We start from the raw sequence: 26,642 nt of genomic DNA, 5'->3' as shown, positions 1-26,642 counted from the left end.
GCAGATCCGCTGCCTCGGCTTAAAAGCGCGCCGCGATCTTCTAGATCCGCTCGGCCCACGCTTTCAGTCTTGATTTCCCGACATGCTCTAACGCCAGAGATCGAGATAGGCGCTCGCCACCATCGCATCGATATCGGAGGGCACCGGCACCACGCAGGCTTCGGCACCGGCCTCGCCTTTCGCGATGCGCTCCAGGCAGCGGGCCTGAAGCGTGAAGCCGAGGTCCATCGACTCGGCGGAATTGCCGAGCGGCCGGGGACCGGCCAGGTTGGCCATATGGCCACGGCCAAGCACGTGGAACGAACGGCCATCCTTCAGATGGAAGGTCTCGATATGCTCGGCCTCATATCGGTCGATACCGGCGACATCGGGATGGCGCCGAAAGGCTTCGACATCGATCTCCAGCGGAAAATGGCCGCCATTCATCAGGATCGCGCCATCCTTGAGAAGCGGCAGATCGGCCGCCGTCACAATAGCGGGAAAACCGGTGACGGTGATGAGGATATCGGCCGAGCGGATCGCGGCGTCGCGCAAGGGCGTCACGAAACCGTCGAGATGGGCTTCGAGCGTCGTCACCGGATCGATGTCGACAACGCTGACGGTGGAAAAAGCATTGCGAAAACAGGCGGCCGTGCCCTTGCCACAGGCGCCATAGCCGAAAACCGTCACCCGTTTGCCATTGGTGGAGCGATTGGTGAAGCGAAGATAGCTCTCGAACAGGCTCTGACCGACCGCATGCCGGTTCTCGGCAAACTGCTTGATCGGGCTGTCGTTGATGACGAGGATCGGCATGTTCAGGCGTGCGCGCATCGGCAACAGCCGCGTGCGGCCGGACGTCGTCTCCTCGGTGCCGCCGAGAAGATTGGCGAAAGGCTTTTCCACGGCGATGGCGAAAAGATCGCCGCCATTATCGAGCAGCAGATCCGGCCTTTCGGCGATCACAGCTTCCAGGCTCTGGTGATGGGCCGCGGCATCGGTCGTCAGGGTCGCAAAGACGGTGATGCCCTGTGCGCGCAGGAACTCGACCGTCGAGGGCTGGGTGCTGTTGAGATTGCCGGTGCAAACGAGGCGCGCTCCGCCGGCACGAAGGGTCATGAGAAGCGCCACCGTCTTCGGCTCCAGATGGATGCCGGTGCCGATCGACAGGCCATCGAAAGGGCGCGTGCGCTCGAATTCCGCCGCTGTTGCCTTGAGCAGCCGACAGCCGCTGCCGATCCAGTCGATGCGGGTTGCGGTGCTTTCCATCTTCTCTTCCTTTTTCCGTTTCCGCTCCTGTATTAGCGCAGCGGCAGTAAGGCGGACATGGACGTAATTCTGGCGCTGGAGCAGAAAAACTGCCCTTTCAGGCCGGTGTTCCGCAGCGAAGCAGCCAGGCGGACAAGGCCGCTAAGGCCGGCCGCCTGGCATCCGGCGTGCGGCAGCAGAGACTGTAACCCGACGGCCGGGAAATGAAGCCGAAGGGCGCGGCCAGTTGCCCACGTGCGAGGTCGTCCTCTATCGAGGCGCGCGGCGCAAGCGCGATGCCGAGCCCGGAGCGGGCAGCGGCGAGCGCCAGCAGCAGATCCTCGAATTCCTGCCGGCGGGAAAAGCTGACCGGCGGCGTGCCGCTTTCGGCGAACCAGTCGTCCCATAACCGCGGAACGCTGCGGCTGATGAGTTGCGTCAGAGCGCCCATCGCGCCGAGTCCTGCGGACAATGTCGCGGCAAGCGCCGGGATGGCGACGGGACCGAATTCGTCCTCCATGAAGCGCAGCGCGACAATTCCTGCAGCCGGCCGGTATTCGCCGCCCATGATCACCGCATCCAGTTCCGGGTGCATCTGCAGCGGCTCGGCCACGGCCATCGGCACGATGTCAATCAGAGTATCGCCGAGGCTTGCCTGCATATCCGCAACGCGCGGCATCAGCCACCAGACCGCGAAGGCGGAAGGCACGCCGAGGCGAATACGGCCAGGTGCGGCACCCTCGAAATCCAAAGCGGCCCGCTGCAGAATATCGAAAGCCGCGCTCGCAGCCTCGGCGAACGCGCTCGCCTCTGGTGTCGGGACCAGCCTGCGGCCGTCGCGCGTGAAAAGCTTCCGGCCGAAGTGATTCTCCAGCGTGGCAATCTGCTGGCGCACGGCGCCGCGCACCACGTTCAGCTCCTCGGAAGCCTTCAGAATGCTGCCATGGCGGCAGACGGACACGAAGGCGCGGACGGCATTGAGAGGCGGGAGACGCATAATTACCACACTGGCAAAATGATAGGGGAACAATTCGTCCCGGCATTGATTAGGGGTCCGGACCGACTCATACTGTACACCTGTGCAATATGACGCATTCGAGACAGGTCGCGACGGATTTCTGAGCCTGCCCCAGCTCGATTTCCCCTACAAACGGCGGCTAATCATGTTTTGGATCGCCCGCGGCTTTGGATTGCGTCAGGGTTCCGTGATACACGTATATGAGTGATTCCTAACAACCATGCAAAGGTGACCCGACAATTGACTCTTCTCGCCCGATTGGCATCCGATGTGCAACTGATGTTCCGGCGCCCGCCGCGACAGCAATATGGTGCCATCTGTTACCGGATGAAGAAGAAAAGCGCTGAGGTCGAAGTTCTGCTGATGACGAGCCGCGACACCGGCCGCTGGGTCATTCCCAAGGGCTGGCCGATGAACGGAAAGTGCGCCCATGAGGTCGCGGCGCAGGAAGCCCTGGAAGAAGCTGGCGTACGCGGCGCGGCCGAGGCGGAAACGCTCGGTTCCTACACCTATCAGAAGGTGCTGCGTGACGGGGTGCAGGTCGTCTGCAAGGTGCAGGTCTATCCGCTTGAGGTTACCGACTTGGCGAAGAACTTCAAGGAAAAGGGCGAGCGCACCATCGAATGGGTCTCATGCGACGAGGCGGCCAGCCGCGTCCGCGAACCAGAACTTCGCAATCTCTTCCTCGCCTTCAAGCGAAAGATGACCGACAGACTCTCGGCCAAGGCGACGAAACAAATTCCGGCGGAATGAATCCTGCCATCTTGCACTGCTAGGAAAGCAGCGTAGAAGCAGATTTCATCCTTCAGGAAAAAGAATGCCGCCCCGTCCCGCAGTTCTGACGAAACGCACGCTCGACAAGGACCTCGATAAGATTACCTATGTCGAGGACGCGGCGAAGCATGTTGCGCGGCGGCTGGTGGCGCCTGGGCTCGGGCTGATTTTCGTCGGCATCGTCATGCTCTTTGCAGGCGTCTACGTCTTCGACCGCCCGGGCGCCGTGCTCGTCGTGGCGGCAGCGGCCCTTGCCGGCTACATGGCGATGAATATCGGCGCCAATGACGTGACCAACAATGTCGGTGCGGCCGTAGGCGCACGCGCCATGACGATGGGCCAGGCCCTTGTCATCGCTGCGATCTTCGAGGTCTTGGGCGCTACGATCGCGGGCGGCGAAGTGGTCAAGACGATTTCCTCCGACATCGTCGATGCCGGCCAGGTGTCGCCGGCGGTGCTCGGCTGGATCATGATGGCGGCGCTGACCGCAGCAGCCCTTTGGATCAACCTTGCAACCTGGATGAATGCGCCGGTTTCCACCACGCATGCGATCGTCGGCGCAGTGATCGGCGCCGGCATCTCAGCTGTGGGGCCGGAGCCGGTGAATTGGCGGGTGATGTTTGAGATCACCTCAAGCTGGATCACCTCGCCGCTGCTCAGCGGACTGATCGCGGCCGGTCTGCTCTATCTCGTCAAGACCCTCATCATCTATCGCGACGACAAAATCGCAGCGGCGCGGCGCTGGGTGCCGGTGTTGGTCGCGACGATGGCCGGCGGCTTCATGGCCTATATGCTGCTGCAGCTGTCGCCAATCGGCAGATTTCCGCCCTTCACCGTCATTCTGATCGGAATCGGCATCGGGTTGGTGAGCTGGCTTGCCGTTCGGCCGCTCGTCCTCGCCCAGGCGCGGGATCTCGAAAACCGCAACAGCTCACTGCGGGTGCTGTTCCGGCTGCCGCTGATCGGCTCGGCGGCGCTGCTGTCCTTCGCGCATGGCGCAAACGACGTTTCGAACGCAGTCGGGCCGCTTTCGGCGATCGTCCATTCGGTGGGTATCGGCGGCGACGGCGTCGGCCATCCGCCCCTCTGGGTAATGCTGATCGGCGCCTTCGGCATCTCCGTCGGCCTGCTGCTCTTCGGGCCGCGCCTCATCCGCCTCGTCGGCGAAGAGATCACCAAGCTCAACCCGATGCGCGCCTATTGCGTCGCGCTGTCGACCGCTTTCACCGTCATAGTCGCCTCCTGGCTCGGCCTGCCGGTCAGCACCACGCATATTGCCGTCGGCGCCGTCTTCGGCGTCGGCTTCTTCCGCGAATGGTACACCCGCCGTTCCAAGCGCCGCATCGCCTATATCAGGCGCAAGGCCGAGAGCTGGGAACTGGATGAACCGGAGGAGCCGAACATTCATGAAAGGCGGCGGCGCTACCTCGTGCGCCGCTCACATTTCATGACGATCATCGCGGCCTGGATCATCACCGTCCCGGTTTCGGCGACGCTTGCAGCGATGATTTATTGGGTTATGTTCGCGCTCTTCATCTGAGGCTCCAGGTTTTTCGAATGCGCGCCAATTTCCGCATGCAACGGCTTTTCGTCGACGCGCCCCTTTCCAGCGGCGCCGTCGTGGAGGCGAATGCCGATCAGTTCAACTATCTCGCCAATGTGCTGAGAATGGAGAACGCTGCGGAGATCCTGCTCTTCAACGGCCGGGACGGCGAGTGGAAGGCCTCCCTCTCCTTCCCCACGCGCAAACGCATCCAGCTGACGGCGATCGAGCAGACGCGGCCACAGCCGGCGCCTTGCGACCTGCATTATCTCTTCGCGCCGCTCAAAGTCGGCCGCATGGATTATCTCGTGCAGAAGGCTGTCGAAATGGGCGCCGGCTTACTGCAGCCCGTCATGACCCAGCACGTGCAGGGCAAAATCACCAATCTCGACAAACTGCGTGCCAATGTTGTCGAGGCAGCCGAGCAATGCGGCATTCTCGGCATTCCCGATGTGGCCGAGCCGGCGAAGCTTTCCGACCTGCTCGACCGCTGGCCGAAAGAACGGCGCATCATCTATTGCGACGAGGGCGATGCCGGGCAAAACCCGCTGCCGGTGCTGGCAGCCATCCAGGAAAGGCATCTCGCTCTGCTCGTCGGGCCGGAAGGCGGCTTTTCGGAAGAAGAGCGGGCGCGGCTTCGAAGCCTCGATTTCGTCACCGCCATTCCGCTCGGGCCGCGCATCCTCAGGGCAGATACGGCGGCCGTTGCGGCGCTGGCGGTGGTCCAGGCGGCGATCGGCGACTGGACGTGACCGGGAAAACGGTTGACGCGGAAATCACTGCTGTTTTTTTGATGCGTCGTTGAAAGAATTTCACTTGCAACAAACGTGGCTTGGGTCCTAATCACCTTCCAACTGCCCGCCCCCTGGGCGCCTTCTTGAATACAGGTACCCCGCATGGCCCGCGACACTACCGACCAGACGCCGCTCTCTTCGGTTCAGGATCTGACCGACTACATCGCCGCGGGCAACAAGCCGCGGGAGCGCTTCCGGATCGGCACCGAACATGAGAAGTTCGCCTTCTTCCGCGCCGACAACAGCCCGGTTCCCTATTTTGGCGATGCGAGCATTTCTGCCCTGCTCACCGGCCTGCAGAAAAAGAGCGGCTGGGAGCCGATCGTGGACGGCGGCAACATCATCGGCCTTGCCGAACAGAACGGCATGGGCGCGATCTCGATCGAACCCGGCGGCCAGTTCGAACTCTCCGGCGCGCCGCTGGAAACGATCCACCAGACCTGCAAGGAATCGAACCAGCACCTGGCGACGCTGCGCGAGATCGCCGAGCCGATGGGCATACGCTTCCTCGGCATCGGCGGCAGTCCGAAATGGACCTATGCCGAGACTCCGCAGATGCCGAAATCGCGCTACGAGATCATGACCCGCTATATGCCGAAGGTCGGCACCAAGGGTCTCGACATGATGTATCGCACCTGCACGATCCAGGTGAATCTCGATTTCTCCTCGGAAGACGACATGCGCAAGAAGATGCGTGTCTCGATGAAGCTGCAATCGCTGGCGACTGCGCTGTTTGCCTCCTCGCCCTTCACCGAAGGCAAGCCGAACGGTTTGCTTTCCTGGCGTGGCGATATCTGGCGCGATGTCGACAACCGACGCGCCGGCCTGCTCGACTTCACCTTCCGCGACGACTTCGGTTTCCGCGACTACGCCGAATGGGCGCTCGACGTACCGATGTATTTCATCGTCCGCAACGGGCGCTATCACGACTGCACGCACGTCACCTTCCGCCAGTTCATGAACGGCGCCTTGAAGGGCGAGGTCGCCGATCCGGAGCCGACGATGGGCGACTGGACGAACCATCTTTCGACGCTCTTCCCCGACGTGCGGCTGAAGCGTTTTCTCGAAATGCGCGGTGCGGACGGCGGCCCGTGGCGGCGCATCTGTGCACTGCCGGCCTTCTGGGTCGGCCTGCTCTATGAAGATGCAGCCCTCGAGGCAGCCGACCAGCTGACCAAGGATTGGAGCTTTGCCGAGGTCAGCGCCCTGCGCAACGCCGTTCCGGCCGAAGGGCTGCAGGCTGAATTTCGCGGGCACTCGCTTCTCGAGACGGCACGCGAGGTGTTGGGCATATCGAGGGCCGGCCTCAAAGCCCGCGGCAAGCTCAACGGCGAAGGGCAGGACGAGAGCATCTTCCTGGCGCCGCTCGACGAAGTGCTCGCCAAGAAGGCGACGCTCGCCGAGGATCTGCTGTCGCTCTATCACGGCCGCTGGCAGCTTTCCGTCGAGCCGGTCTTCGAGGACTACCAGTATTAGGTTTGCCGCACCGGCACTCTCCAGCTTGGATACCTCGCTCCGCGCCTTTGCCGGAACGGCTTTAAGTTCTTATGGCAAAAAGCCGTTTGCACATTACCTTTTCCGGATATAGTGGCGTTACACGCGTCACGACTCGGGGAAAGGGACCTCCATGCTGCCACTCTTCGACATGATGATGCAGGCGCAGAACGGCGCAGCGATGGAAGCGGTCGCCCGTCAATTCAACTTGGCTCAGGAGCAGGCAACGAAGGCCATGGCCGCGCTGATGCCGGCCTTTTCCGCCGGCCTGAAGCGCAGCACCAGCAATCCTTACGATTTCGTCGGATTGATGCAGGCCGTCGCCTCCGGCAATTACGCACGTTATTTCGAAGATATGAGCCGGGCTTTCACGCCTGAGGGCATTTCCGACGGCAACAATATCCTCGCCCAGCTCTTCGGCTCCAAAGAGGTTTCGCGGGCGATCGCAGCCCAGGCCGCCCAGATGACCGGGATCGGGCAGGAAATCTACAAACAGATGCTGCCGGTGCTGGCAGATACGCTGATGGGCGGGCTCTTCAAGCAAACGACCGGTCAGATGGCCGTGCCCGTCAATCCCTTCGTCAACACGGCGATGGGCGAGACCATCCAGAAATGGCTGGAAAGCACGGGCTTCGCACCGAAGCCAAAGACTGCTCCTGAAGCCAGCATCTTCGACAACCCGTTCACGCAAGCGATGCAGACGATGTTTTCGGCACCGAAGCCCGAACCGGCGCCTCAACCCAACCCCTTCCTCGACAATCCCTTCGCCAAGGCTTTCCAGGAGATGATGGCCGGCCTCAGCCAGCAGCCGGCGGCCCAAAAGCCGGCAGCGAAGACGCAGGCAGCGCCGAAGGAAGAGCAAAAACTCAATGCCGAGAGCTATGCCGAAATGCTGAACGCCATGTTCGACAGCGGGCTGGAGGTGCAGAAGAGCTATCAGAGGAATCTGGAGGCGATCTTCGAAACCTACCGGCCGAAGCCTTCGTCAGAGACCTAACGCGCGTCGCGTCCAGGCGACATCCGGCACGCATAAAAAGACCCGGCGATGGCTGGGAAAGCCGATCACCGGGTCAAGCGGCAGGGCTATTGGCTATCACCCTGCGGGGAAACTCGCGCTCCTACTCGTCGGAGGAGCGGAAGAACTGCAGGCGCCAACGATTACGCGCCGAGCGCGTCAGATGTTCCGACGGGTCCTCAAAAAAAGTCGAGGCCAGGAACGCCGAGGTCAGGTCGGCCCGGGTGAGGCCGATGTCCCTCAGCTGCGCGTCGTTCAGATCGTGCAGCGCGTTGATCTCCATGCGATTGCGGAACACGCGAAAGAGGAAGGTCAACGGCGCAAGGCTTGCCGCCAGACGCTGGTAAAACGTCGGGGTAAGCTTACCGCAGTCGAGTTCTAGTGTCCGGTCTGTCGTGTGCATCGAACTCTCCTTTCTTTCGGGGCACGCAACAACCCACCCCTGCCGCGAGGTCGTGCGGAAGGGAGCAGGCTGGATTCGGCTCGGACAGGCAGGGTGTCTGTCCTTCACTTTGCTTGATTTGCATCTCGAAGATGCCAAAGACCTATTGATCAGTCCAACGAATGTTTCTAATGATTATCATCAGCTATCTTTATAGGTGAACCCATGTCCGCGCCCCTTGATCTCGACCAGTTGCAGACTTTCATCGCCATCGTCGATTCCGGCAGCTTCACCAAGGCCGCCGACAGGGTCTACAAGACCCAATCCGCCGTCTCCATGCAGATGCGCCGTCTCGAAGAGCGCATCGGCAAGCAGCTGTTCATCAAGGACGGCCGCGGTAACCGGCTGACGGTCGAGGGGGAAAAACTGCTCAATTACGCCCGCCGCATCATCCGCCTCAACAATGAGGCGATCGCCGCCTTCGACGACAACAGGCTGGAGGGGACGCTGCGCATCGGTACGCCGGACGATTATGCCGATCGGTATATGCCTGAAATCATCGGCCGTTTTGCCAAAACCCATCCGAACGTCGAGCTCTACATCGTCTGCGAGCCCTCGGTGGATCTCGCCGAGCGCATGCACAAGGGTGAGCTCGACATCGCGCTCGTCACCCACAATCCGCGCGAGCGCATGTCGGATGTGGTGAGAACCGAGCCGCTCTGCTGGGTCGGTTCGGCCAACCATCCGATCCGCGACGACGCACCGGTGCCGCTTGCCGTCGGCCGCCGCGACTGCCAGTGGCGCCAGCTCGCCTGCTCGGCTCTCGATGCCGTCGGCCGCGAGCACCAGATCCTGTTCACCAGCTGGTCCTGCACCGTCGTCGCCGCGGCGGTGCTGGCCGGCATGGCGGTCTCGGTCATGCCGGAATCGGCGCTGCGGACGGGCATGAAGGTGCTAAGCCAGGCCGACGGTTTCCCGGCGCTGCCGCCGGTGCAGATCGGCATCATGAAGCGGCCAGGCGTCTCGCTGTCGCTGATGAACGCGATTACTGCGCATATCACTGCCTGCCTCGACAACATCACGCCGGCTGTCGTCGACGACGGTCTGGACGCGGATGTCAAATCGGCTCAGGCGCGCCTTTACCCGCGGCCGAAGGCCGCCAACATGATGCCGAGCTGGTAGAAAGCCTCAGGCGGCGCTCGACGCGCTCGCGGCGAAAAGGGAAGCGCGGATGACGCGCTTCCACTCGCCGAGCATGCGCCGCGCTATGGTCTCTTCACTGACAGCGGCAAGCCGGACGACGGCGCCGATCAGGTGGCTGAAAAGGTAAGTGCGCGCGAACATTTCCTCGTCGCAAAGGTCGGGAGCCAACCTGCTTACGGCGTCATGAAAGATACCGGCGACGCGACCGCTATGCTCGATGTTCAGCCGAAGCAGATCCTGATCGGTTTCGGTTCCCATCCAGACGCCGCGATAGACGGGATCGTCGCGATAGGATTCGTAATACCAGTCGATGGTGGCGCAGACGCGATCGAGGGCCTGGTCGAGTGACTGCACATCGCTGAACATCGCCGCCGTCTTCGCCTGGATCGCCGAAGCGTGCTGGTCGAACAGGGCTTTTACGATCGCCGCCTTCTCGGGAAAATACTGGTAAACCGAGCCGATCGGTACCTTGGCGGCGATCGCGAGTTCCGTCATCCGCATGGCGCTGACGCCCTTTTTGGCGATGATCTTGGCGGCGGCGGCGAGGATAAGATCCAGCCTCTGGATGCTGCGCTCCTGCTTCGGCTGCCTGCGCAAGCCGATGCGATCCATGCTTTCCGCGCCCATGTCGTTCCCATTCTTATTGTTTCGCGGAGGAGCTATCTGCCATCACCGCATCGAGCGGATATGACATTGCAGGCCTTCATCAGCGGTAAATGGAAAAGTTCACATTTTAGCGACCGGCAAAAGCCTGTGAAATCAAGCCCTCGCAGCATATCGCGCTAATTGACGGGGATTGAAAAGACTTCGAAAGGTTGTGTGAGAACAGAGATATGCGGCGCACCTACCTTGGTACAGGCGCGCGTTCGGTCAGGTGCGATCGACGCAAGTCAGTCCATCGCCATCCACACAGCGAGCCAGACCCACAGGACAGCGAGCACAAGGTAGCCTGCCGCAAAAAGAGGACTGCGATAGCGCATTTCATTGCTGGTGACGTGAACGGCGGCGTGAGCATAACGCAGCGCGACGAAGATCCACGCAAGACTGACGGTGAAGATGTTGTCGGCCTGCGTGATATAAAGGAGAATGCTGCAGGCATAGAAGAGCACCGGCAGTTCGAACTGGTTGGCGAGAGCGTTCTTCACAACGAGGCTTTCGACCGGCTCGCCGCGATTTTCTCGGTAATCCGACCGAGCGACTTTTCCGGCTCGGACCATTTTCTTTCGCCTCAAGCCAAGAAGCGCGTAGAGACCATAGACCAGGGCCACATGGGCAAGGAGTGGCCAGAAGATTTCATAGCCGGTCATGATCGCCACTTCCTTTCCGCTTTCGTATGTCATTGGCAGCATTAGCGGAAAGGATAAGCGGGTGCCAGCGGCTCGCCGCCGGCATCCGCAAACCCGATATCGTCTTCACACCTGGGCGCTGCCGCCATCGACGAAGAGTTCGGCACCGGTGACGAAGCTGGAATCCTCCGAAGCGAGGAAGAGTGCGGCAGCGGCAACTTCCTCGGCACGGCCGACCCTGCCCATTGGCACCTGGGCCGCCAGGACGTCAAGCAGGCCCTGCTGTTGCACTGGGTCCTTACCCGCCAATTCGACCAGTCCGGTCGTTTCCGTCGGACCAGGGCTAAGCGTGTTGACCCGAATCCCGCGATCCTTCAAGTCGAGGATCCAGTTGCGCGCAAAACTGCGCAGAGCGGCTTTCGATGCAGCGTAAACGCTGAAGGCAGGTGTCCCGGTCGAGCCTGCAGTCGATCCCGTCAGGATGATCGATGATCCTGCCGAAAGCAGTGGCAAGGCCTTCTGCACCGTAAAGAGAACTCCCTTCACGTTCCGATCGAACGTGTCGTCATACTGCTCTTCGGTAATTTCGCCGAGGGGCAACATGGAGCCGCCACCCGCGTTGACGAAGAGCACGTCGACTTTCCCAGCTTCTGCCTTCACCCGTTCATAGAGGCGATCGAGGTCGGCTGGATTGGCTGAGTCAGCCTGAATTCCCACAACCCCGCCGCCGATCTCAGCGATTGCCGCATCGAGAACGTCCTTGCGACGGCCCGTGATGAAAACCCGTGCGCCCTCAGCGACGAAGCGCTTGGCCGTTGCAAGGCCAATGCCAGACGTGGCGCCGGTGATAACCGCAATCTTCGCATTCAGTCGTTGTGTCATTTGTCGTCTCCTTTGGTTCGACTGAAGCTGAGATATGGACGGGGGCATTCTTTCGGAATAGAAAGAATTGAAAGCTATTGTTTCAGGAATGAAATGAACAAGTTTCCCGATTTCGAGGGTCTGGCGATGTTTGCGAAGGTCGCCGAAGAGCGTTCTTTCCTTCGGGCTGCGCAGACGCTCGGCGTGTCGGTGCCGACCGTTTCGCGCGCCGTCAGCCGTCTTGAGCACAGGCTGGGCGCCAGGCTCTTCAACCGGACCTCCCGGCAGCTCGCGTTGACCGAATTCGGCCTGCGACTGGTCGACAGCGCCGCACGAATCTATGCGGAAGCCGAGATGGCAGAGGACACTGCCAGGGAGATTGCCACCCGGCCGAAGGGGCTCATCAGGCTTGCCGCACCGATGGCCTTCGGGACACGCTGGCTGGCGCCGGTCCTGCCTGACTTTTTCGACCTCTTTCCGGAGATTTCGATCGACCTGCACATGAGCGATGCCGTCGTCGATATCGTGGGAGACGGCTTTGATGCGGCGCTCAGAATCGCGGTGCTGCCGGATTCGTCATTGGTCGCGCGCAGGCTGACGCCGGTGGATCGCTTCATTCTCGCCGCGCCCGCATATCTCAATCGGTACGGCGTGCCGGAACATCCGAGCGAACTGGCGGCTCATCATTGCCTCGGATACTTCTACAGGGCGCGGCAGGATGTCTGGCGCCTGCGCAACAGTGAAGGTAAGGAGGAGGTCATCGTACCAAGTGGCTCTCTCAAGGCCACCAATTCGCAGGCTTTGGTGCCAATGGCGCTACGCGGCCTCGGGATCATCGAGCTACCCGAGTTTCTCGCGCATGACTATCTCATAGACGGCCGGCTGAAGCCGATCCTTCCCGGCTGGACGCTGCCAACAGGCGCACTGTATTTCGTCACACCTTCTGCTCGCAATCGGCCAGCGAAGGTCGAGGTCCTTTCCGATTTCATGATGGCGAGACTGTCAAATCCGGTCTGGCGGCGAAGGAGCTGATGCCGCTTCAGTCCTGGCCTGTCGACAGCCAACGGGCGACGGCAAGCCGGGCGGCGACGATGAAGCAGATCGCGAGGCTTGCGAATTTCAACCGCGTCATCCACGGCAGCACGTGCATTGCAGGACCTGCAGACGCGCCGTTGCCGAAAGCAATCAGGCTGGAAATGTTCTCGCCGTAGTCTGAGATGCCGTAGATGAAAGGCAGCAGATAGATCGCCTTGGCTATAAGCGGATGAAGTGACCGGCCGAACCACGAGCCGACGGGGCCGAGCCTCACGAAGACAAGGAACAGCAGCGCCGTGAGCAATGCCGGAAACATCAGCTCCGGCCCGAAATACATGGCGCTGAGCAATTTGGCCGCCGTCTCGTTTTCATCGAGCAGCTTCTGCATGTGGAAGACGGCCGATTCGTCGTAACCGGCGAAATAGGTGTCGAGTACCGCCTGCCCCGTTTCGTGCTTGAAAGGCACGACGAAGCCGAAGGTCGTCCAGGCGAGCACGGCAAGGCAAAGGGCGGCGAGCAGCGCGACGATCCAGAGCGGAATTGCGCTGCCCGCCTTCATGATCAGAGGCCGGCGCCCGGATAGTTCGGGCTCTCGCGGGTGATCGTCACGTCATGGGCGTGGCTTTCGCGAAGGCCGGCGCCGGAGATGCGCACGAAGGTGGCGCGCTCCTGGAAATCCTTCAGGTCCTTGCCGCCGACATAACCCATGGCGGCCTTGAGACCGCCGGCGAGCTGGTGGACGACGGCCGAGACCGGTCCCTTGTAGGGCACCTGACCCTCGATGCCCTCCGGCACGAGCTTCAGCGTGTCGCGCACCTCAGCCTGGAAATAGCGGTCGGCCGAGCCACGGGCCATGGCGCCGACGGAGCCCATGCCGCGATAGGCCTTGAAGGAACGGCCCTGGTAAAGATAGACCTCGCCCGGGCTCTCATCGGTGCCGGCGAGCAGCGAGCCGATCATGACGGCGGAGGCGCCGGCGGCGATTGCCTTGGCAAGATCGCCGGAGAATTTGATGCCGCCGTCGGCGATGACGGGCACATCCTGATCCTGGGCGGCCTGGACGGCCGACATGATGGCGGCGAGCTGGGGAACGCCAACGCCGGCGACGATTCGCGTCGTGCAGATCGAACCCGGGCCGATGCCAACCTTGACGGCGTCCGCACCGGCATCGATCAGCGCCCTGGTGCCATCATAGGTTGCGACGTTGCCGGCCATGATCCTGACCGAGTTGGAAAGCTTCTTGACGCGGGTCACGGCATCGAGGACGCGCTGCGAATGGCCATGGGCGGTATCGACGACCAGGAGGTCGACGCCGGCCTCGATCAGCCGTTCGGCGCGCTCGAAGCCGTCGTCTCCGACGCTGATGGCGGCGGCGGCGCGAAGCCGGCCCTGCGCATCCTTGGAGGCGTTCGGGTTCAGCTGCGACTTCTCGATATCCTTGACGGTGATGAGGCCGACGCAGCGGCCTTCGGCGTCGACGACCAGCAGCTTCTCGATGCGATGCGAATGCAGCAGGCGCTTGGCCTCCTGCTGATCGACGCTCTCCTTGACGGTGACCAGATTGTCCTTGGTCATCAGCTCATGGATCTTCTGCTCCGGATCGGAGGCGAAGCGGACGTCGCGGTTGGTGAGGATGCCGACGAGGCGGCCGGACTTCTCGACGACCGGGATGCCGGAGATGCCATGCGATTTCATCAGGGAGAGCGCTTCGGCAAGCTTCGCTTCCGGGCCGATGGTGACGGGGTTGACCACCATGCCGCTTTCGAACTTCTTCACCTGGCGGACCTCTTCGGCCTGCTCGATCGGAGTCAGGTTGCGGTGGATGACGCCGAGGCCGCCGGCCTGGGCCATGGCAATCGCCAGCCGGCTTTCGGTGACGGTATCCATGGCTGAAGAGAGGATCGGGATGTTGAGATCGAAGTCGCGGGCGATGCGGGTGGCGATGTTCGTCTGGCCGGGCATGACCTCGGAGTGCCCCGGCTGCAGCAGCACGTCGTCGAAGGTAAGCGCGTCCGCGCCGGTTGCCGTTTCAATGATGCGTGCCATGGCCAAATTCCTTCGTTTAAGAAAATGCAACCGGCCCCGGAAACGAATCGTCCGCCCCGGCGGTGTGCATGAGTTGCTTGGAAGTTGGCGAGGGCTGGTAACACGTCTATGACAGGAAGGAAATAGCAAAAAGCCCGGTACATCGGCCGGGCTCGTCATGGGTGCCATGCACGGAGAGCAATTCCCAGCTAAATCGCGAAGCAGGTTTGCCGGAAATCGCGCCAAACAAAGGGATCGAGCGGTTCCTCCTTCGGTGAAAGCTGAACCGCCCTGGATCAAATGTCGAACTGATAGGTCTTCGGCACGAAACGATAGCCGCCATCCTGCTTCTCGGCGAAACCGACCGCCGGGAAAGGCATGTGGTAACCGAGGAAGGCGATCTTGTCGGTGGCGATCATGTCGAAAACCTTGCGGCGGCTGGCTGCCGCCTGTGCCTTGTCCATATCGAAGCGCACCTCCCAATCCGGGCGCAGCAGCGACAGAATATAATGGTTGGCCGTATCGCCGGTCAGCACCAGGCGTTTACCCTCGGATTCAACATGGAACACCATGTGGCCCGGGCTGTGACCGGCTGCCAGCATCGCTGTCATGCCGGGCGCAACGCTGTCACCGTCTTTGATGAAGGTGGCTTTTTCGACGAGCGGCGTCACGTTGGCGAGCACGGCTTTGTGGCCGCCTTCGGCGGGCGTACCTTCGCGTGATTTGTTCGACCAAAAGTCATATTCCGCCTGGCCGATGACATAGCGGGCATTCTTGAAGGCAGCTGCGGCATTTTCCGTCAGGCCGCCGATATGATCGCCGTGCAGATGGGTGAGCGCCACGACGGTGACGTCGTCGGCTGAATATCCTGCGGCTTTCAAGCCTTCGGCAAGGCGGCCGGCGCCGCGCACCCGCCCGGCTGCACCGAAGCCGGTATCGACAAGAATGACATCCGAGCCGGTATCGATGAGGGCAGGCGAATATCCGTTGAGAAATTTATCTGCCGGCAGGAAGTTTGCGGTCAGCAATGCCTTGACCGTTTCGGGGTCCTGATTGGTGCCGAAGGTTTCATGGGACTTTTCGGAGATGTTGATGCCGTCGCGCACGACGGTAACCTTGTAGGAACCAAGCTTGAATTGATCGATTTCGGGCAAAGGCGCTGCATCCATAGTGCTGCTTTCTCCAGTCACGGCCGCTTCGGCCTTCTCTCTTAAAATCATCGGCGCCGCCAACAGTCCGAGGCTGGCGACAAAAAACGTGCGCCGCTTTATATGCGTTGAGATTGCCATATCCACTCCCCTTTGATGCGCAGTGTGCCGCCGCGCCGCCCCGACGATGTGTCTGCCCGGATTTTCTGTCCGGAACATCTGCCAATCTTGATAGGGAAGGTTTTCGTGCAAGCCATCTCACGCAGACGTGAACCAAACGTGCGATCGAAGTGGATTGAAGGATTGGCAGGCCCTGGAACTGGGTCTACACAGCAAGTGCCTTTCCTGCTCCGATCCGCAGCCTATCAAGGCTCCCGCCTATGAACCGCATCGTCCCGCTGATCCTTGCCGTCGCTCTCTTCATGGAGCAGATGGACTCAACCGTGATTTCGACCGCGCTCCCGGCAATCGCCAGGGATCTCAATGTCGGGCCGATCACGCTGAAGCTGGCGCTGACCTCCTACATGGTGGCGCTGGCGGTGTTCATCCCGGTCAGCGGCTGGATGGCCGACAGGTTCGGCGCCAAGAAGATCTTTCGCCTTGCCATCTCGGTCTTCGTCATTGGCTCGATCTTCTGCGCCGTCTCCTCCAATCTCGTCGAATTCGTTTTCGCCCGGTTCCTGCAGGGCATGGGCGGCGCGATGATGACGCCGGTCGGCCGTCTCGTCCTGGTGCGCACCACGCAGCGCAGCCACCTTGTCTCCGCCATGGCGCTGCTCACCATTCCCGCCCTTGTCGGCCCGCTCACCGGCCCGCCGCTCGGCGGCTTCATCACCACCTATTTCAGCTGGCACTGGATCTTCCTGATCAACGTGCCGGTCGGCATCGCCGGTATATGGCTTGCGACGATCTTCCTGCCGGAGGTGGAAGCAATGGCGCCGCCGAAGCTCGATTTCACGGGCTTCGTGCTGACCTCGCTTTCAGCCGCCGGCGTCGTCTTCGGCCTGTCGGTGGTCAGCCTGCCGGCCCTGCCGCCGATCATCGGCATCACCGCGACCTTAGTCGGCCTTGGCTGCGGCGTCCTCTACATCAGCCATGCGAAGCGCCACCCGGCGCCGATCCTCAACCTCAATCTGTTCAAAAATCCGACGTTCCGGGCTTCGACCATGGGCGGCAATCTCTTTCGAATCTGCGTCGGCGCCATGCCGTTCCTGACACCGCTGATGCTGCAGCTCGGCTTCGGGCTGACGCCGTTCCAATCCGGTCTCATCACCTTTGCCGGAGCGATCGGGGCGATCACCACAAAGTTCATGGCCAAGCGCGTTTTCGCCGCCACCGGCTTTCGCACGACGCTGATCGGCGCTGCCACGGTGACGACGCTCGTGACCATCGTCACCGGCCTCGTCACGCCGGCGACGCCGCACCTCGTCATCATCGGCGTGCTGCTTCTCGGCGGCTTCTCCCGCTCCTTCATGTTCACCGGCGTCAATGCGCTTGCCTTCGCCGATATCGATGATGCTCAAGCCAGCCAGGCGACATCGATGAGCTCCGTCATGCAGCAGGTCAGCTTGGCGCTCGGCGTCGCGGTGGCGGCCGCAATATTGGAGACCTCGATCTATGTCAGGGGCGAGGCGCTTGATGTGGCCGATTTCCACCTGGCTTTCTATATCATTGCCGGACTGACGGTGATTGCGACCATTCCCTTCATCCGCATGGATCGCAATGCAGGCGCGCTCGTTTCCGGCCACCGCTCGAGACGCGTGGCGGCATCTGCGATCGAGGCCGAGCAGCAAGCAGTGAAATGAGCTTCCTATTCAGGGCTCTCGCAGACGGCAGAGAGTTTGTTGCCGTCGAGATCGCGGACATAGGCGGCGTAGAAATGGGCATGGTAGGAGCGCAGACCCGGCCCGCCTTCATCAGCGGCGCCTGCCGCAATAGCCGCCGCATGGAAGGCATCGACGGCTGCCCGCGTTTCGGCTGTGAATGCGACCATGGCGCCATTGCCTGATGTGGCCCGCCGGCGATTGAAGGGCGTCACCACCCAGAAGCGGCTGCGCGTATCGCCCGCGGCGGAATAGCCGATTTCCTCCTGCGAAAAATGCTGGCGACGATAGCCGAGCACCGGCAGAACGGCATCGTAAAAATGCCCTGCGCGGTCGAGGTCGTTGGTTCCGAGGGTGACGTAAAGAAGCATGGGATCATCATCGGCTGGGATCGCCCCGAGATCAAGCTTGCTCTGCGTCAGCTTCCGCCTTGCGGCCTTTGAAGGCCTTGGCCAGCCGCCTTCCAATATGCAAGACGTCAGCTCGAAACAACGGGCGCAAAGCGTATGCTGCCTCGATCCGTGCAGATAAGTGCGACCATATAGGCGAAGATAGGGTCCAGAGCCTTCTGGTTGAACATGATGCCAAAGCTGCCGGTTATGACGTAGCTGCTGAAGAGCAGAAGAGCGAGCGCAATCGCCAGATCGCGGCCCGGCCCGGCTTCTTTTCTCCACGCGCCGATCACCGGTGTGAGCAGCATCAGCGAAAGCGCCGCGATGCCGAAAATGCCGGCGTCGATTCCCGCGGTCAGAAAACCGTTGTGGACATGTGTGAAAGACAGTTGTGGCCTTATGTTGTCAGGCAACTCCGCCAGAACCGAAGCCATCCGGTTTTGCGGGCCGTAACCAGTCAACGGGTCCTTGCTGATTGCCGATAGTGCACCTTTGTACAAAGCGAACCGCGCACTGAGCGAGGTGATCTCACCGTCGGTGCGTTCCAGCGATGGCAGATCCCCTCGTAGCGCTTCGATGCGATGAAAGACCGGGCCGCTGCCTAAGGCAATAAGGCCCACCAATAGTAGGGAGCCTATGATGCCGAGGCTGCGCAGGCTCAGATGGAAGCTATTTTTGCGAAAATACCAGACAAAGATGATGAGATGGACGGGAATGACCAGCCAGGCCGAGCGCGTTCCCGACAGCAGAACGCAGCCGAGACCCGCGGCATATCCCAAAATCGCAATCCTTTGCTCCATGCTTTTGGGTGATTGAAGGTTGAGGAGCGCAATGCCGCCGAAGAGAATGCCTATGATCCCGAGCAGTGCAGCGTTCGTAGTCCCGCCCTCCGCCCGGTCCATAAGAAACGCGATCTGCAGGAGACTGAGCAGAAAAGTAACGATCATGCCGATCCCAGCGCCGAGGATGAAGAGCGGCACGAGACGGCCATCGGGAGATTGGCGCATCCGCGGCAATACCAGCCAGATCGAAAAGAAGGGCAGCAGCCGGAGTATCCAGTGCAATTCTTCGGAGTAAGGCGGATTGATGAATATGCTCGCGATCATCACCAACGGGTATATCGACATCCCAACGGCAACCAGCCAGTCGGATCTCGACAGGTTCAAGGCAAGGCGGCCTGTCGCCAGCGAGTAGGCGCCCCACAGCATCGACGCGAGAAGGATGAAGGAGTTAAAGTTCGGCGAAAGTCCTGGAACGATTGCAAAGAGAAAAACCGCAATGCCGTTGTTTCGGTCGTGTGCACTTGCAGCTCCATTTCCGGGATAAAGCAGTTCTATCATGAGTTGTTTGAAATATTTCATTTTACCGGCCTGATCGTATCGGTGCTGCCTCGCTACGGATCGTGATGCCGGCTGTCAAGCCGGGGCGCAATCCATAACCTTATTCAATGCGGTATTCAGACAACAGAATTCCGAATCGCCTTAACCCAATTTCCACAATGATCAACGATGCGACGCACGGATCAAGCTGATCGGCAGAAAGACACGGCTGAGGTGCTGCTAGGGCAGTCCCGTGTCCCACAAGACTTGGCCGGCTGGGACCATCCGGATCCAATTAGGACCACCATCATCTGATAAGAGTGGCCCGAATCAAGCTTGCTATTCAGCTTCCGCCTTGCGGCCTTTGAATCCCTTGGCCAGCAGGAACATCTCGACCGATTCGGCGCGTGACGAGTTCGGCTTGACATGGACGACCTGGCGGAAGTTCTGCTTCAGCATGGCAAGCAGGTCACGCTCGGTACCGCCCTGGAAGGTCTTGGTGAGGAAATGCCCGCCCTCCCCCAGCACCTCGATGGCGAAATGGGCCGCGACTTCGCACAAATGCATGGTGCGCAGGTGATCGGTGCGATGGTGGCCCGTGGTCGGCGCGGCCATATCGGAAATGACGAGATCGGGCGTGCCGCCGACAGCCTCCATCAGCTTTTCCGGCGCACTGGGATCGAGGAAATCGAGCTGCAGGATCTTGACGCCAGGAAGCTGGGCCATTTCGAGGAAATCGATCGCGGCCACACGCACGTCCTCATCCGTCGAACCGGTGACCTTGGCGGCGATCTGCGACCAGCTGCCGGGAGCCGCCCCCAGGTCGATGATGCGCCTGGCGCCGCGCAGGATGTGGTATTTCTCGTCGATCTCGAGGAGCTTGAAGGCGGCGCGGGCGCGATAGCCTTCGAGCTGGGCGCGCTGCACATAGGGATCGTTGATGTGGCGCTGCAGCCATTGGCGGGAGGATGCCTTCATCTTCTTGTTCTTGACGCGCTGACCGAGCTTGCGGCCGGTGCGGTTTCCCGCGATCGGTGCCTTTGTCATGCCCTTCCCCTTATTTCGCCCGCTGGCCGCGGCGGTTGCGGTTTCGCCGCCACACGCCGTCGTCGGCCATCATGTCGGTGAGCAGGCCTTCCCTCAAGCCGCGATCGGCAACGCGCATGCGCGGGCTCGGCCAGCGGCGGCGGATAGCCTCGAGGATGGCGCAGCCAGCCAGCACCAGATCGGCCCGGTCCGGCCCGATGCAGGGATTGGCGGCGCGGCTTTCGAAATCCCAGGAGAGGAGCTTTGCCTGCATGGCGGAAACCTCATCATCCGAGAGCCAGATGCCATCGACCTTGCGCCGGTCATAACGCGGCAGGTCGAGATGGACGCCGGCAAGCGTCGTCACCGTGCCCGACGTGCCGATGAGGTGAAAATCGCCGGTCTCAGCGATCTCGATCTCCGGGCAATCGAAGCATCCGAGCATGGCTTCGACCTCGCGCACCATGCCTTCGAATAGTTCCGGCGTGACGTCGCGCCCGCCGTGACGTTCCGACAGCGTCACAACGCCGACCGGCAGCGAGGTCCAGTGGGTGATGTGATTGGCGAGCCGGCTGAAGCGACTATCGCCGATACGGATGACGGCGATCTCCGATGAGCCGCCGCCAATATCGAAGAGGACGACAGAACGGGTCTCGCGGCCGACAAGCGAGGAGCAGCCGGAGACCGCAAGCCGCGCCTCGGTTTCCCGGTCGATGATCTCAAGCTGGAGGCCGGTTTCGGCAACGACGCGTCCGAGGAATTCCGCACCATTGACCGCCTGACGGCAGGCTTCGGTGGCGATCAACCGCATGCGGCGGATCTCCCGGTTCCTGAGCTTGCCGGCGCAGATCCTCAGCGCCTCGATCGCCCTTTCCATCGCCTCGTCAGAGAGACGGCCGCTGGCGGCAAGACCCTCGCCGAGGCGTACGATGCGGGAAAAGGCATCGACGACGCGGAACTGACCCGGCCGTGTCGGCTGGGCAATGAGCAGGCGGCAATTATTGGTGCCGAGATCGAGCGCGGCATAGAGTTCTTCCGGCCATGCGTGCTCGCCAGCCTGGCGATCCCCCTGGTGACCGTTGCTCTCCTGGCGACCTTTGCGGCCGGCGGCCGCGCCGTTCTGCATCTCGCGCAGGACGGCACTGCGCGCCGTCTCTTCGACGCGGATTTCCTGCAGCGGGACATGGGAAGGCTTTGCCGACGACAGCGGCCGGCCCTGCAGCCCGCGCTTGCCGCGATGCTTGCGGCGGTTGCGCCGGCCCGATGCCTGTTCGCCATCGGACCGGGCGGCACTGGCTGCCGCGCCTGTCTGTTCGATCGCCTGGGCTTGAAGCGAACCGTCCTGCGAAACACCTTGACCGCCGCGACGGCGGCGCTTTCGCTTGCGAGCCGGATGTCCGGCCGCATCGTCCATGGGGCGCGCCGGCTGCCCGGCACCGCCGGAGAGCTCATGCGGAGCGGCTTGAGCTGTGCTGCGGGTTTGCCCGCCGCGCTTGCCCTTGCGACGCCTGGACTTCTTGCCGTCCCTGCGCCCTGCCGCCATCGCCCCGTCAAATTGCGGCTTCGCGCCGCCTTCGGGGTCTTCCACGTTGTTTTCCACCGCGCCGCGCAAGTCCCTAGGATATGCAGCAGGCGCTCATTCGATTTTGCGTTGCCGCAAGAATATCAGCGCCCGCCAAAATCACCAAATTCTTTTTTGACAGAGGGCTTTGCGGAAGATTTTCGCCCCTGGCCTGAGAAGGCCGATTTTTTTCAAAACAGGTATTTGCAATCGCCGGGCTTTTGTTTATAAGCGCCGCACACCAGCCGAACCGCCCCGCCGGTTCGCTTGCTGGGGAATAGTTCAATGGTAGAACAGCGGACTCTGACTCCGTCGATCTTGGTTCGAATCCAGGTTCCCCAGCCAAAATTTTTCCCGGCAGAACAAAGACTTACGGCCTTCCCCGCTGCTTCTTGCTGCCGTTTTCATGTTGCATCGGCTGCGACAGATTTCTCAATGTTTACAACGGTTGTCATTTGCTGACGGTAGCTCCATGCGACATGTATGCGACATGCCGGCTCGCCCCAACCCCCGCCGTACCTCCCTTTTTAACCTTCGGAGTTGTGCGATCCTTCCCCCATGCCCGTGTCATCGAAAAGAACTCCGTCCTCCGATCCGCATCGCTCCTTGCGGCTTCAGCTTGCTTATCCATTCCCAAATTAAGTCTGTGCTATAGGGAGCTGACCTGCTCTCTGTCTGCTAGCTTTCAAGGAAGTTTTAGGTGAAATAATTTCAATGAAGATCCCCGAAAAACAGCTGACGATATACCGGGCGATCTTGGTCGCATTTATCGCTGTAGGCTCTTGTATCTCAGGGAGTGTGCTGATTTTGTTTATCGGCTGGGGCATCCTTTGCGTCCTCGGCTTGTCCGTCAGGTACGGCTTATTTCGCAGCAAAGAGACTGAGAGCGAGAAGTATGCGTTCTACAGGTTTTTATTTTTTCTGCTGATGGCAGAATATACATGGAACGGATTTAGGTGGGATCCGGCCAAAAGCGATCGTGAAAGCCGCCCGTGACCTCCCCGAATGCCTCGATCTGCTCTGTGAACTGTCCACCAGGCGCTGATGCTCCGCCTTGCCTCCCACGGGGCCGCCAGCGCGCTTCATAGCTATCGGCCGGCGGGACATGGTACACACCAATGATCGCGCGCGCGGAGCCTTCTCTTTGCTGCCGTCGCCCTAAGCCGAAACATCACGATTTCGATTTCCGCCAGCCGGCCGCCCAAGCTTGGAATTCTGAGCAGAACCACCGTTCGCCATACTGGGGGCTGATTTTCGTCTGTGCGTAGTATTTCTGCCCCGGCACGTGGAAGATGCGCTCGCCCGTCTCGATGGAGACGTTGCCCTTGATCCTGCATGATAGACCGGAGCCGCCAGAAGCGTTCCATGAGGCCAGCATGTCGCTAGCGGTCCAGCCTCCGGCCGCACCAAACGCAACCGCGCCGATGACCAAACCCGGCGCCGTGAGCAGCACCGATTTCTTCTGCGAAACGCGATAACCCTGACGCAATGCCCCATCTCCGCCATGCGCGAAGATCGTACCCGCGTTGGCGCCGGCGGAACATCTCTACAAAAGGGGTATCAAGGACCGCAGGATCGCGGCTCCAAAGGTTAAAGACATTAGATATTCTTACGCGGGGTGAATGCAGACGTTGTCTCCGTAGGCTTTCCCCTCAATCGGCTGACCTGCCGTAACGCTATTTCGCGCCGCCTTCGACCCAGGAGTAACCAATGGAGAACGTATGTTTGCCGTCACCGAAAAGATAGGGAAGAGTCAGCGTCTTCACCTCCTGCAGATGAATACCCGACTTCACGAGATCATCGGCAAAGTCGGGAGAAATGGTTGGGTCATCGGCGGTCTCGCCGCGCCAGACGACGAGCACCGGCCCCTTCGCAGTCACATATTCGGGAACCCCGGAACCTGGAAAGAAGGGGATCACGACGGGAACGTCAGGGAATTCCAGCTTCATGTTGCCGGCCACGAACTTGGTTTCCGCTACGATGAGAACCGGCTTGCGGGTCGCGGTCAGTTCGTCAACGAAGCCGGCGAAGGGCACGTTCGTTCTCGTATAGGTGCCGATATATTGAATGGCGACGATCCTGAGCAGAAGGATCGCCAAGATGACGGTCATGAAGACCGGTATCACGAGCCGGAAGCGCGCAAGGCCGGCGGAAAGATCGAAACCTGCGGTCTCCAGCTTCAGAAACAGATAGATCAGCAGCACGAGCAGGCATGGATCGAGCCAGCGCTCGTGGATATCGCTGGCGCCGGCGACGATGACGACACCGACGAAGGCGAGCAGGCTCACGATCATCATTCGCTCGATGACCCGGATCATCGGACTGGACGCGGGAAGCGCACGGAAGAAATCCCGTCGGAAGGCTGCTGCGAAGAGAACGATCGGCAGTGCGACGAAGCCGAGGACGGCGATGACGAGGGACAACAGACCCTGTCCGATGCGGGGAAGGCCGGCGGCTGCCTCATGCTCGGCGGTCATCCGCTTCAGGGTCGGCAGCGAAGCGCGGGCGAGGTTATCGGGCAGCCATAGCGCATGCGGCAGAATGATCAGAATGGCGATTGCGATCGCCGGCAGCAGACGCCAGTCGAAAAGGCGGCTGCGCCACTTCCTGTCCGGCAACACGGCGATGAAGGCGGCAAACGGCAGGATCGCGAAGTTATATTTGGAAATGAGGCCGATGCCGGTGGCGATGCCAATGATGAGATAGCTTGCGATCGTCGGCTGGCGCAGCGTGCGGAAAAAACCGAAGAGAAAGAGCGAGGTCGCAAACAGCAGCGCGACAGTATGGGTCAGTTCGCGCTGCGCCATTAGACCAACCTGTGGCAGGGTAATCAGGCTTAGCATGGCGATCGTTGCAAGCGAGCGGCTCTTCAGCGCTTCCCGGGCGGCAAGTCCGTAGAACAGGTAGCAGCCGAAGAGAATGATGTTCTTCGGTACCGAAAGCGCCCACATCGATATGCCGGTCACCGAAACGATGGCATATTGCAGCCAGTTGTAGAAGGGCGGCTGCGGGCCGTAGCCGGCAAGCAGATATTGTGAATAGAAGGATTGCTCCGCCTCGTCGAGATCGAGCGTATGGGGCAGGGCGATGCGAAGCACGATATTCAGCAGGAAATGTCCCGCCAGAAAAATGCTTGCGCTCGTAAGACTTTTGGTAATCCGCTCCAACATCGATCTCCAAGTCAGGCCAGCAAGGTGCCGTCATCTACCGGTCGCCGCCCGGGTGCCGGGGTGGAAGAGTTCGCTGCCATCGCCATCAACTAAGAATTTTCGCACCGGTGCTTCGCCGTTCAGCTGCCCCGACGCTGCCCGCATGAACTGCGCCGCGTCGATCGCTACGACACCGACGTGAAGTCTCGGGCGAGCATCACTTCGATCTGGGAGGCGCAGGTGCCTGATTATCCGCCGTATAGCTACCAACGCCTTCAGCAAGGAAGGCGTTGTTGGCCTCACGTATCTTTGCGGCCGCATCATCGTACAGAAACGGTAGGAACGCATAGCGGCGTCCTCGCGTGACCGTTGAAACGGCATGAAGCAAAGAGCACGAGAAGATCACTGCCCCTCCGGACGGGGCCTTGAAGCTCCTACTGCCGTACTCGGGAAAACTTACTTCTCCGCCATCGAAATCATCGTTCAGGTTCACTGAGACGGCAAACCGGCGGTGTGCAGTCCCTTTAGTCGTGTTATCCCGATGGGGGCGGAAATGCGCTTTGTCCTCGGCCGCATAGCAGGCGACAATATATCGCTCCATCCGGGTGACCGTGAACTGATGGACCTTCTGGATTTCCGGCACGATTCTGCGGGTGAACCTGCCCTGCGTTTCGGCGATGATGTCCTTTTCCTGGATGTCGTAGTCCTTGCGGCGCTTGTAGCCGTGATCTTTGACCTCGACGGTTTTGCCGTCCACCTCGCGCATGAAACCTGATTCCTCACCGCCGTTCCGCTCGTAGAGACCTATCAGTCTCGTGCAAAGTTCGGGTTCAAATACGTTTGGAAGCATGATGATGGGGGCGTGGAGTTCGATACCGGAAATCCGGTTGATCGGAGGCAAAGCAGACACAAGCGACAATACTGCCTCGATATCGCTTCCGTCCTCAGCAAAAGGAAGCACCTTCAGGACACGCATGGTCGGGTCGATCACTATCCAGATCTGGCGTACCGGCACCCCGCGGTCTCCGGGCTTGGCATCGATCGGAATCGCGCCATAGAGGCGACTGATTGTGCCGTCGAAGTCCAGGAAGAATCGGTAGCCCGGATACCGGTCGTCAACGCGTTGCTCAGTTTCATCGGTCGAATCGATCGTGACACCGAAGAACGATGCCTTTACATCATCAAACACGTCCGATCTTCGAAATGCTGCCGCTATTGCGGCTTTGCTCCCTGCATGCGAGGCCGATCCGAAGAGGCAAAGGACTAGGTATCGTCCCGCAGCGGTGTCGAACGCACAACGGGGCGTGGCCATTGATCGCTGGTGAAACCAGGGGGCCGGATCGCCAGGCAGGATGTTCGCGTAAGCGTCCATGAACTCATCACCCTCCATGAAATATTCTGACGTGCAACGCCAATGACAGCAAATCCCGTTTTGATAGTGCTGCCTGCGGATAGGCCAATTTTGCGAACTAAACAAGATTCGCGGGAAGCGATGCCAACATTCTGACCGACCTGCATTAGGACGCCACAGCAGCGCGGACGTGGATTACCCTGTCGTGCTCTTCGCCCC

Annotated in this window: 25 protein-coding genes and 1 tRNA gene; 10 read left to right on the top strand and 16 right to left on the bottom strand. The window is 60.8% G+C overall.

Annotated elements, in window-relative coordinates; all coding sequences use genetic code 11:
• Positions 1–87: 87 nt before the first annotated feature.
• Together FHT70_RS16135 and FHT70_RS16130 are read right to left on the bottom strand one after the other, a co-directional pair.
• Positions 88–1,245, bottom strand: coding sequence for an adenosylhomocysteinase (locus tag FHT70_RS16135; RefSeq protein ID WP_183702888.1), 1,158 nt, complete (start codon positions 1,243–1,245; stop codon positions 88–90).
• Between the two features lie 97 nt (positions 1,246–1,342).
• Positions 1,343–2,221, bottom strand: a complete 879-nt coding sequence (locus FHT70_RS16130) for a LysR substrate-binding domain-containing protein (RefSeq protein ID WP_183702883.1) — start codon at positions 2,219–2,221, stop codon at positions 1,343–1,345.
• A 261-nt stretch (positions 2,222–2,482) separates the two neighbouring features.
• On the opposite strand from FHT70_RS16130, the gene FHT70_RS16125 reads away from it, so the two are divergent.
• From FHT70_RS16125 to FHT70_RS16105, 5 genes are all read left to right on the top strand, one after another.
• Entirely contained in the window at positions 2,483–2,995 is a 513-nt protein-coding gene (locus tag FHT70_RS16125) for an NUDIX hydrolase (protein ID WP_183702880.1), read from the top strand.
• 64 nt (positions 2,996–3,059) lie between these two features.
• Positions 3,060–4,556 (top strand): inorganic phosphate transporter, encoded by a 1,497-nt coding sequence (locus FHT70_RS16120; RefSeq protein WP_183702877.1) that lies wholly within the window; start codon positions 3,060–3,062, stop codon positions 4,554–4,556.
• 17 nt (positions 4,557–4,573) lie between these two features.
• Positions 4,574–5,311, top strand: a complete 738-nt coding sequence (locus FHT70_RS16115) for a 16S rRNA (uracil(1498)-N(3))-methyltransferase (RefSeq protein ID WP_097597816.1) — start codon at positions 4,574–4,576, stop codon at positions 5,309–5,311.
• 144 nt (positions 5,312–5,455) lie between these two features.
• The gene (locus FHT70_RS16110) at positions 5,456–6,829 is read left to right on the top strand and encodes a glutamate--cysteine ligase (RefSeq protein WP_183702875.1); all 1,374 of its coding nucleotides are present in this window, start codon (positions 5,456–5,458) and stop codon (positions 6,827–6,829) included.
• A gap of 151 nt (positions 6,830–6,980) precedes the next feature.
• Positions 6,981–7,844: a DUF937 domain-containing protein gene (locus FHT70_RS16105; protein WP_183702873.1), complete on the top strand. Its 864-nt coding sequence runs from the start codon at positions 6,981–6,983 to the stop codon at positions 7,842–7,844.
• A gap of 121 nt (positions 7,845–7,965) precedes the next feature.
• Here the strand turns inward: FHT70_RS16105 and FHT70_RS16100 are convergent, their stop codons facing one another.
• The gene (locus FHT70_RS16100) at positions 7,966–8,265 is read right to left on the bottom strand and encodes a DUF1127 domain-containing protein (protein WP_183702870.1); all 300 of its coding nucleotides are present in this window, start codon (positions 8,263–8,265) and stop codon (positions 7,966–7,968) included.
• 204 nt (positions 8,266–8,469) lie between these two features.
• Between FHT70_RS16100 and FHT70_RS16095 the strand changes: the two genes are divergently transcribed.
• Positions 8,470–9,426, top strand: coding sequence for a LysR substrate-binding domain-containing protein (locus tag FHT70_RS16095; protein WP_097597820.1), 957 nt, complete (start codon positions 8,470–8,472; stop codon positions 9,424–9,426).
• Between the two features lie 6 nt (positions 9,427–9,432).
• Here FHT70_RS16095 and FHT70_RS16090 read toward each other — a convergent pair whose 3' ends face one another.
• The 3 genes from FHT70_RS16090 to FHT70_RS16080 all read right to left on the bottom strand — a co-directional run bounded on the left by FHT70_RS16090 (position 9,433) and on the right by FHT70_RS16080 (position 11,615).
• Entirely contained in the window at positions 9,433–10,074 is a 642-nt protein-coding gene (locus tag FHT70_RS16090; RefSeq protein ID WP_183702867.1) for a TetR family transcriptional regulator, read from the bottom strand.
• Positions 10,075–10,337: 263 nt separating this feature from the next.
• A complete protein-coding gene (locus FHT70_RS16085; RefSeq protein WP_183702864.1) occupies positions 10,338–10,754 on the bottom strand; it encodes an MAPEG family protein in 417 nt (138 codons plus the stop codon).
• A gap of 105 nt (positions 10,755–10,859) precedes the next feature.
• Positions 10,860–11,615: an SDR family oxidoreductase gene (locus FHT70_RS16080; RefSeq protein WP_183702860.1), complete on the bottom strand. Its 756-nt coding sequence runs from the start codon at positions 11,613–11,615 to the stop codon at positions 10,860–10,862.
• A gap of 93 nt (positions 11,616–11,708) precedes the next feature.
• Between FHT70_RS16080 and FHT70_RS16075 the strand changes: the two genes are divergently transcribed.
• The gene (locus FHT70_RS16075; protein WP_183702857.1) at positions 11,709–12,626 is read left to right on the top strand and encodes a LysR family transcriptional regulator; all 918 of its coding nucleotides are present in this window, start codon (positions 11,709–11,711) and stop codon (positions 12,624–12,626) included.
• 7 nt (positions 12,627–12,633) lie between these two features.
• Here the strand turns inward: FHT70_RS16075 and FHT70_RS16070 are convergent, their stop codons facing one another.
• From FHT70_RS16070 to FHT70_RS16060, 3 genes are all read right to left on the bottom strand, one after another.
• Positions 12,634–13,188, bottom strand: a complete 555-nt coding sequence (locus FHT70_RS16070) for a hypothetical protein (RefSeq protein ID WP_183702854.1) — start codon at positions 13,186–13,188, stop codon at positions 12,634–12,636.
• Positions 13,189–13,190: 2 nt separating this feature from the next.
• On the bottom strand, positions 13,191–14,675 hold the full coding sequence (gene guaB / locus FHT70_RS16065) for an IMP dehydrogenase (protein WP_085777072.1): 1,485 nt from the start codon (positions 14,673–14,675) through the stop codon (positions 13,191–13,193).
• A 275-nt stretch (positions 14,676–14,950) separates the two neighbouring features.
• The gene (locus FHT70_RS16060) at positions 14,951–15,943 is read right to left on the bottom strand and encodes an MBL fold metallo-hydrolase (protein ID WP_183702851.1); all 993 of its coding nucleotides are present in this window, start codon (positions 15,941–15,943) and stop codon (positions 14,951–14,953) included.
• Positions 15,944–16,182: 239 nt separating this feature from the next.
• Between FHT70_RS16060 and FHT70_RS16055 the strand changes: the two genes are divergently transcribed.
• On the top strand, positions 16,183–17,607 hold the full coding sequence (locus FHT70_RS16055; RefSeq protein WP_183702848.1) for an MFS transporter: 1,425 nt from the start codon (positions 16,183–16,185) through the stop codon (positions 17,605–17,607).
• 5 nt (positions 17,608–17,612) lie between these two features.
• On the opposite strand, the gene FHT70_RS16050 is transcribed toward FHT70_RS16055, so the two are convergent.
• The 4 genes from FHT70_RS16050 to FHT70_RS16035 all read right to left on the bottom strand — a co-directional run bounded on the left by FHT70_RS16050 (position 17,613) and on the right by FHT70_RS16035 (position 21,950).
• Entirely contained in the window at positions 17,613–17,996 is a 384-nt protein-coding gene (locus FHT70_RS16050) for a VOC family protein (RefSeq protein ID WP_183702845.1), read from the bottom strand.
• 107 nt (positions 17,997–18,103) lie between these two features.
• Positions 18,104–19,378 carry an O-antigen ligase family protein gene (locus FHT70_RS16045; protein ID WP_183702842.1) on the bottom strand — a complete coding sequence of 425 codons (1,275 nt, stop codon included), beginning with the start codon at positions 19,376–19,378 and terminating at the stop codon, positions 18,104–18,106.
• Between the two features lie 297 nt (positions 19,379–19,675).
• Positions 19,676–20,383, bottom strand: a complete 708-nt coding sequence (locus FHT70_RS16040; protein ID WP_085777067.1) for an RlmE family RNA methyltransferase — start codon at positions 20,381–20,383, stop codon at positions 19,676–19,678.
• 10 nt (positions 20,384–20,393) lie between these two features.
• Positions 20,394–21,950, bottom strand: coding sequence for a Ppx/GppA phosphatase family protein (locus tag FHT70_RS16035; protein ID WP_183702838.1), 1,557 nt, complete (start codon positions 21,948–21,950; stop codon positions 20,394–20,396).
• Positions 21,951–22,194: 244 nt separating this feature from the next.
• On the opposite strand from FHT70_RS16035, the gene FHT70_RS16030 reads away from it, so the two are divergent.
• Positions 22,195–22,268 (top strand) — tRNA-Gln (locus FHT70_RS16030).
• A 369-nt stretch (positions 22,269–22,637) separates the two neighbouring features.
• Positions 22,638–22,919 carry a hypothetical protein gene (locus tag FHT70_RS16025; protein WP_183702835.1) on the top strand — a complete coding sequence of 94 codons (282 nt, stop codon included), beginning with the start codon at positions 22,638–22,640 and terminating at the stop codon, positions 22,917–22,919.
• Positions 22,920–23,094: 175 nt separating this feature from the next.
• On the opposite strand, the gene FHT70_RS16020 is transcribed toward FHT70_RS16025, so the two are convergent.
• The 3 genes from FHT70_RS16020 to FHT70_RS16010 all read right to left on the bottom strand — a co-directional run bounded on the left by FHT70_RS16020 (position 23,095) and on the right by FHT70_RS16010 (position 26,444).
• Positions 23,095–23,412: a succinoglycan biosynthesis protein exoi gene (locus FHT70_RS16020; RefSeq protein WP_085777065.1), complete on the bottom strand. Its 318-nt coding sequence runs from the start codon at positions 23,410–23,412 to the stop codon at positions 23,095–23,097.
• Positions 23,413–23,599: 187 nt separating this feature from the next.
• Positions 23,600–25,093, bottom strand: a complete 1,494-nt coding sequence (locus FHT70_RS16015; RefSeq protein WP_183702833.1) for a glycosyltransferase family 39 protein — start codon at positions 25,091–25,093, stop codon at positions 23,600–23,602.
• A gap of 196 nt (positions 25,094–25,289) precedes the next feature.
• Complete coding sequence (locus FHT70_RS16010; protein ID WP_183703076.1) at positions 25,290–26,444, bottom strand: 2OG-Fe(II) oxygenase; 1,155 nt, start codon at positions 26,442–26,444, stop codon at positions 25,290–25,292.
• Between the last annotated feature and the right edge of the window lie 198 nt (positions 26,445–26,642).

Origin of the sequence: Rhizobium sp. BK049 (assembly GCF_014193135.1) — a bacterium.
Lineage (GTDB): Bacteria > Pseudomonadota > Alphaproteobacteria > Rhizobiales > Rhizobiaceae > Rhizobium.
Note: the sequence above shows the minus strand (reverse complement) of the source record. Positions and strands in the feature narration are given on the sequence as shown.

Excerpts from the sequence above, each read along its gene's own strand:
- FHT70_RS16130 (WP_183702883.1), bottom strand. The coding sequence starts at position 2,221 with ATGCGTCTCCCGCCTCTCAATGCCGTCCGCGCCTTCGTGTCCGTCTGC.
- FHT70_RS16070 (WP_183702854.1), bottom strand. The coding sequence starts at position 13,188 with ATGAAGGCGGGCAGCGCAATTCCGCTCTGGATCGTCGCGCTGCTCGCC.
- FHT70_RS16015 (WP_183702833.1), bottom strand. The coding sequence starts at position 25,093 with ATGTTGGAGCGGATTACCAAAAGTCTTACGAGCGCAAGCATTTTTCTG.
- FHT70_RS16120 (WP_183702877.1), top strand. The coding sequence starts at position 3,060 with ATGCCGCCCCGTCCCGCAGTTCTGACGAAACGCACGCTCGACAAGGAC.
- FHT70_RS16135 (WP_183702888.1), bottom strand. The coding sequence starts at position 1,245 with ATGGAAAGCACCGCAACCCGCATCGACTGGATCGGCAGCGGCTGTCGG.
- guaB (WP_085777072.1), bottom strand. The coding sequence starts at position 14,675 with ATGGCACGCATCATTGAAACGGCAACCGGCGCGGACGCGCTTACCTTC.
- FHT70_RS16085 (WP_183702864.1), bottom strand. The coding sequence starts at position 10,754 with ATGACCGGCTATGAAATCTTCTGGCCACTCCTTGCCCATGTGGCCCTG.
- FHT70_RS16050 (WP_183702845.1), bottom strand. The coding sequence starts at position 17,996 with ATGCTTCTTTACGTCACCCTCGGAACCAACGACCTCGACCGCGCAGGG.
- FHT70_RS16110 (WP_183702875.1), top strand. The coding sequence starts at position 5,456 with ATGGCCCGCGACACTACCGACCAGACGCCGCTCTCTTCGGTTCAGGAT.
- FHT70_RS16090 (WP_183702867.1), bottom strand. The coding sequence starts at position 10,074 with ATGGGCGCGGAAAGCATGGATCGCATCGGCTTGCGCAGGCAGCCGAAG.
- FHT70_RS16105 (WP_183702873.1), top strand. The coding sequence starts at position 6,981 with ATGCTGCCACTCTTCGACATGATGATGCAGGCGCAGAACGGCGCAGCG.
- FHT70_RS16060 (WP_183702851.1), bottom strand. The coding sequence starts at position 15,943 with ATGGCAATCTCAACGCATATAAAGCGGCGCACGTTTTTTGTCGCCAGC.
- FHT70_RS16115 (WP_097597816.1), top strand. The coding sequence starts at position 4,574 with ATGCGCGCCAATTTCCGCATGCAACGGCTTTTCGTCGACGCGCCCCTT.
- FHT70_RS16040 (WP_085777067.1), bottom strand. The coding sequence starts at position 20,383 with ATGACAAAGGCACCGATCGCGGGAAACCGCACCGGCCGCAAGCTCGGT.
- FHT70_RS16080 (WP_183702860.1), bottom strand. The coding sequence starts at position 11,615 with ATGACACAACGACTGAATGCGAAGATTGCGGTTATCACCGGCGCCACG.
- FHT70_RS16045 (WP_183702842.1), bottom strand. The coding sequence starts at position 19,378 with ATGAAATATTTCAAACAACTCATGATAGAACTGCTTTATCCCGGAAAT.
- FHT70_RS16075 (WP_183702857.1), top strand. The coding sequence starts at position 11,709 with ATGAACAAGTTTCCCGATTTCGAGGGTCTGGCGATGTTTGCGAAGGTC.
- FHT70_RS16010 (WP_183703076.1), bottom strand. The coding sequence starts at position 26,444 with ATGGACGCTTACGCGAACATCCTGCCTGGCGATCCGGCCCCCTGGTTT.
- FHT70_RS16095 (WP_097597820.1), top strand. The coding sequence starts at position 8,470 with ATGTCCGCGCCCCTTGATCTCGACCAGTTGCAGACTTTCATCGCCATC.
- FHT70_RS16100 (WP_183702870.1), bottom strand. The coding sequence starts at position 8,265 with ATGCACACGACAGACCGGACACTAGAACTCGACTGCGGTAAGCTTACC.
- FHT70_RS16025 (WP_183702835.1), top strand. The coding sequence starts at position 22,638 with ATGAAGATCCCCGAAAAACAGCTGACGATATACCGGGCGATCTTGGTC.
- FHT70_RS16055 (WP_183702848.1), top strand. The coding sequence starts at position 16,183 with ATGAACCGCATCGTCCCGCTGATCCTTGCCGTCGCTCTCTTCATGGAG.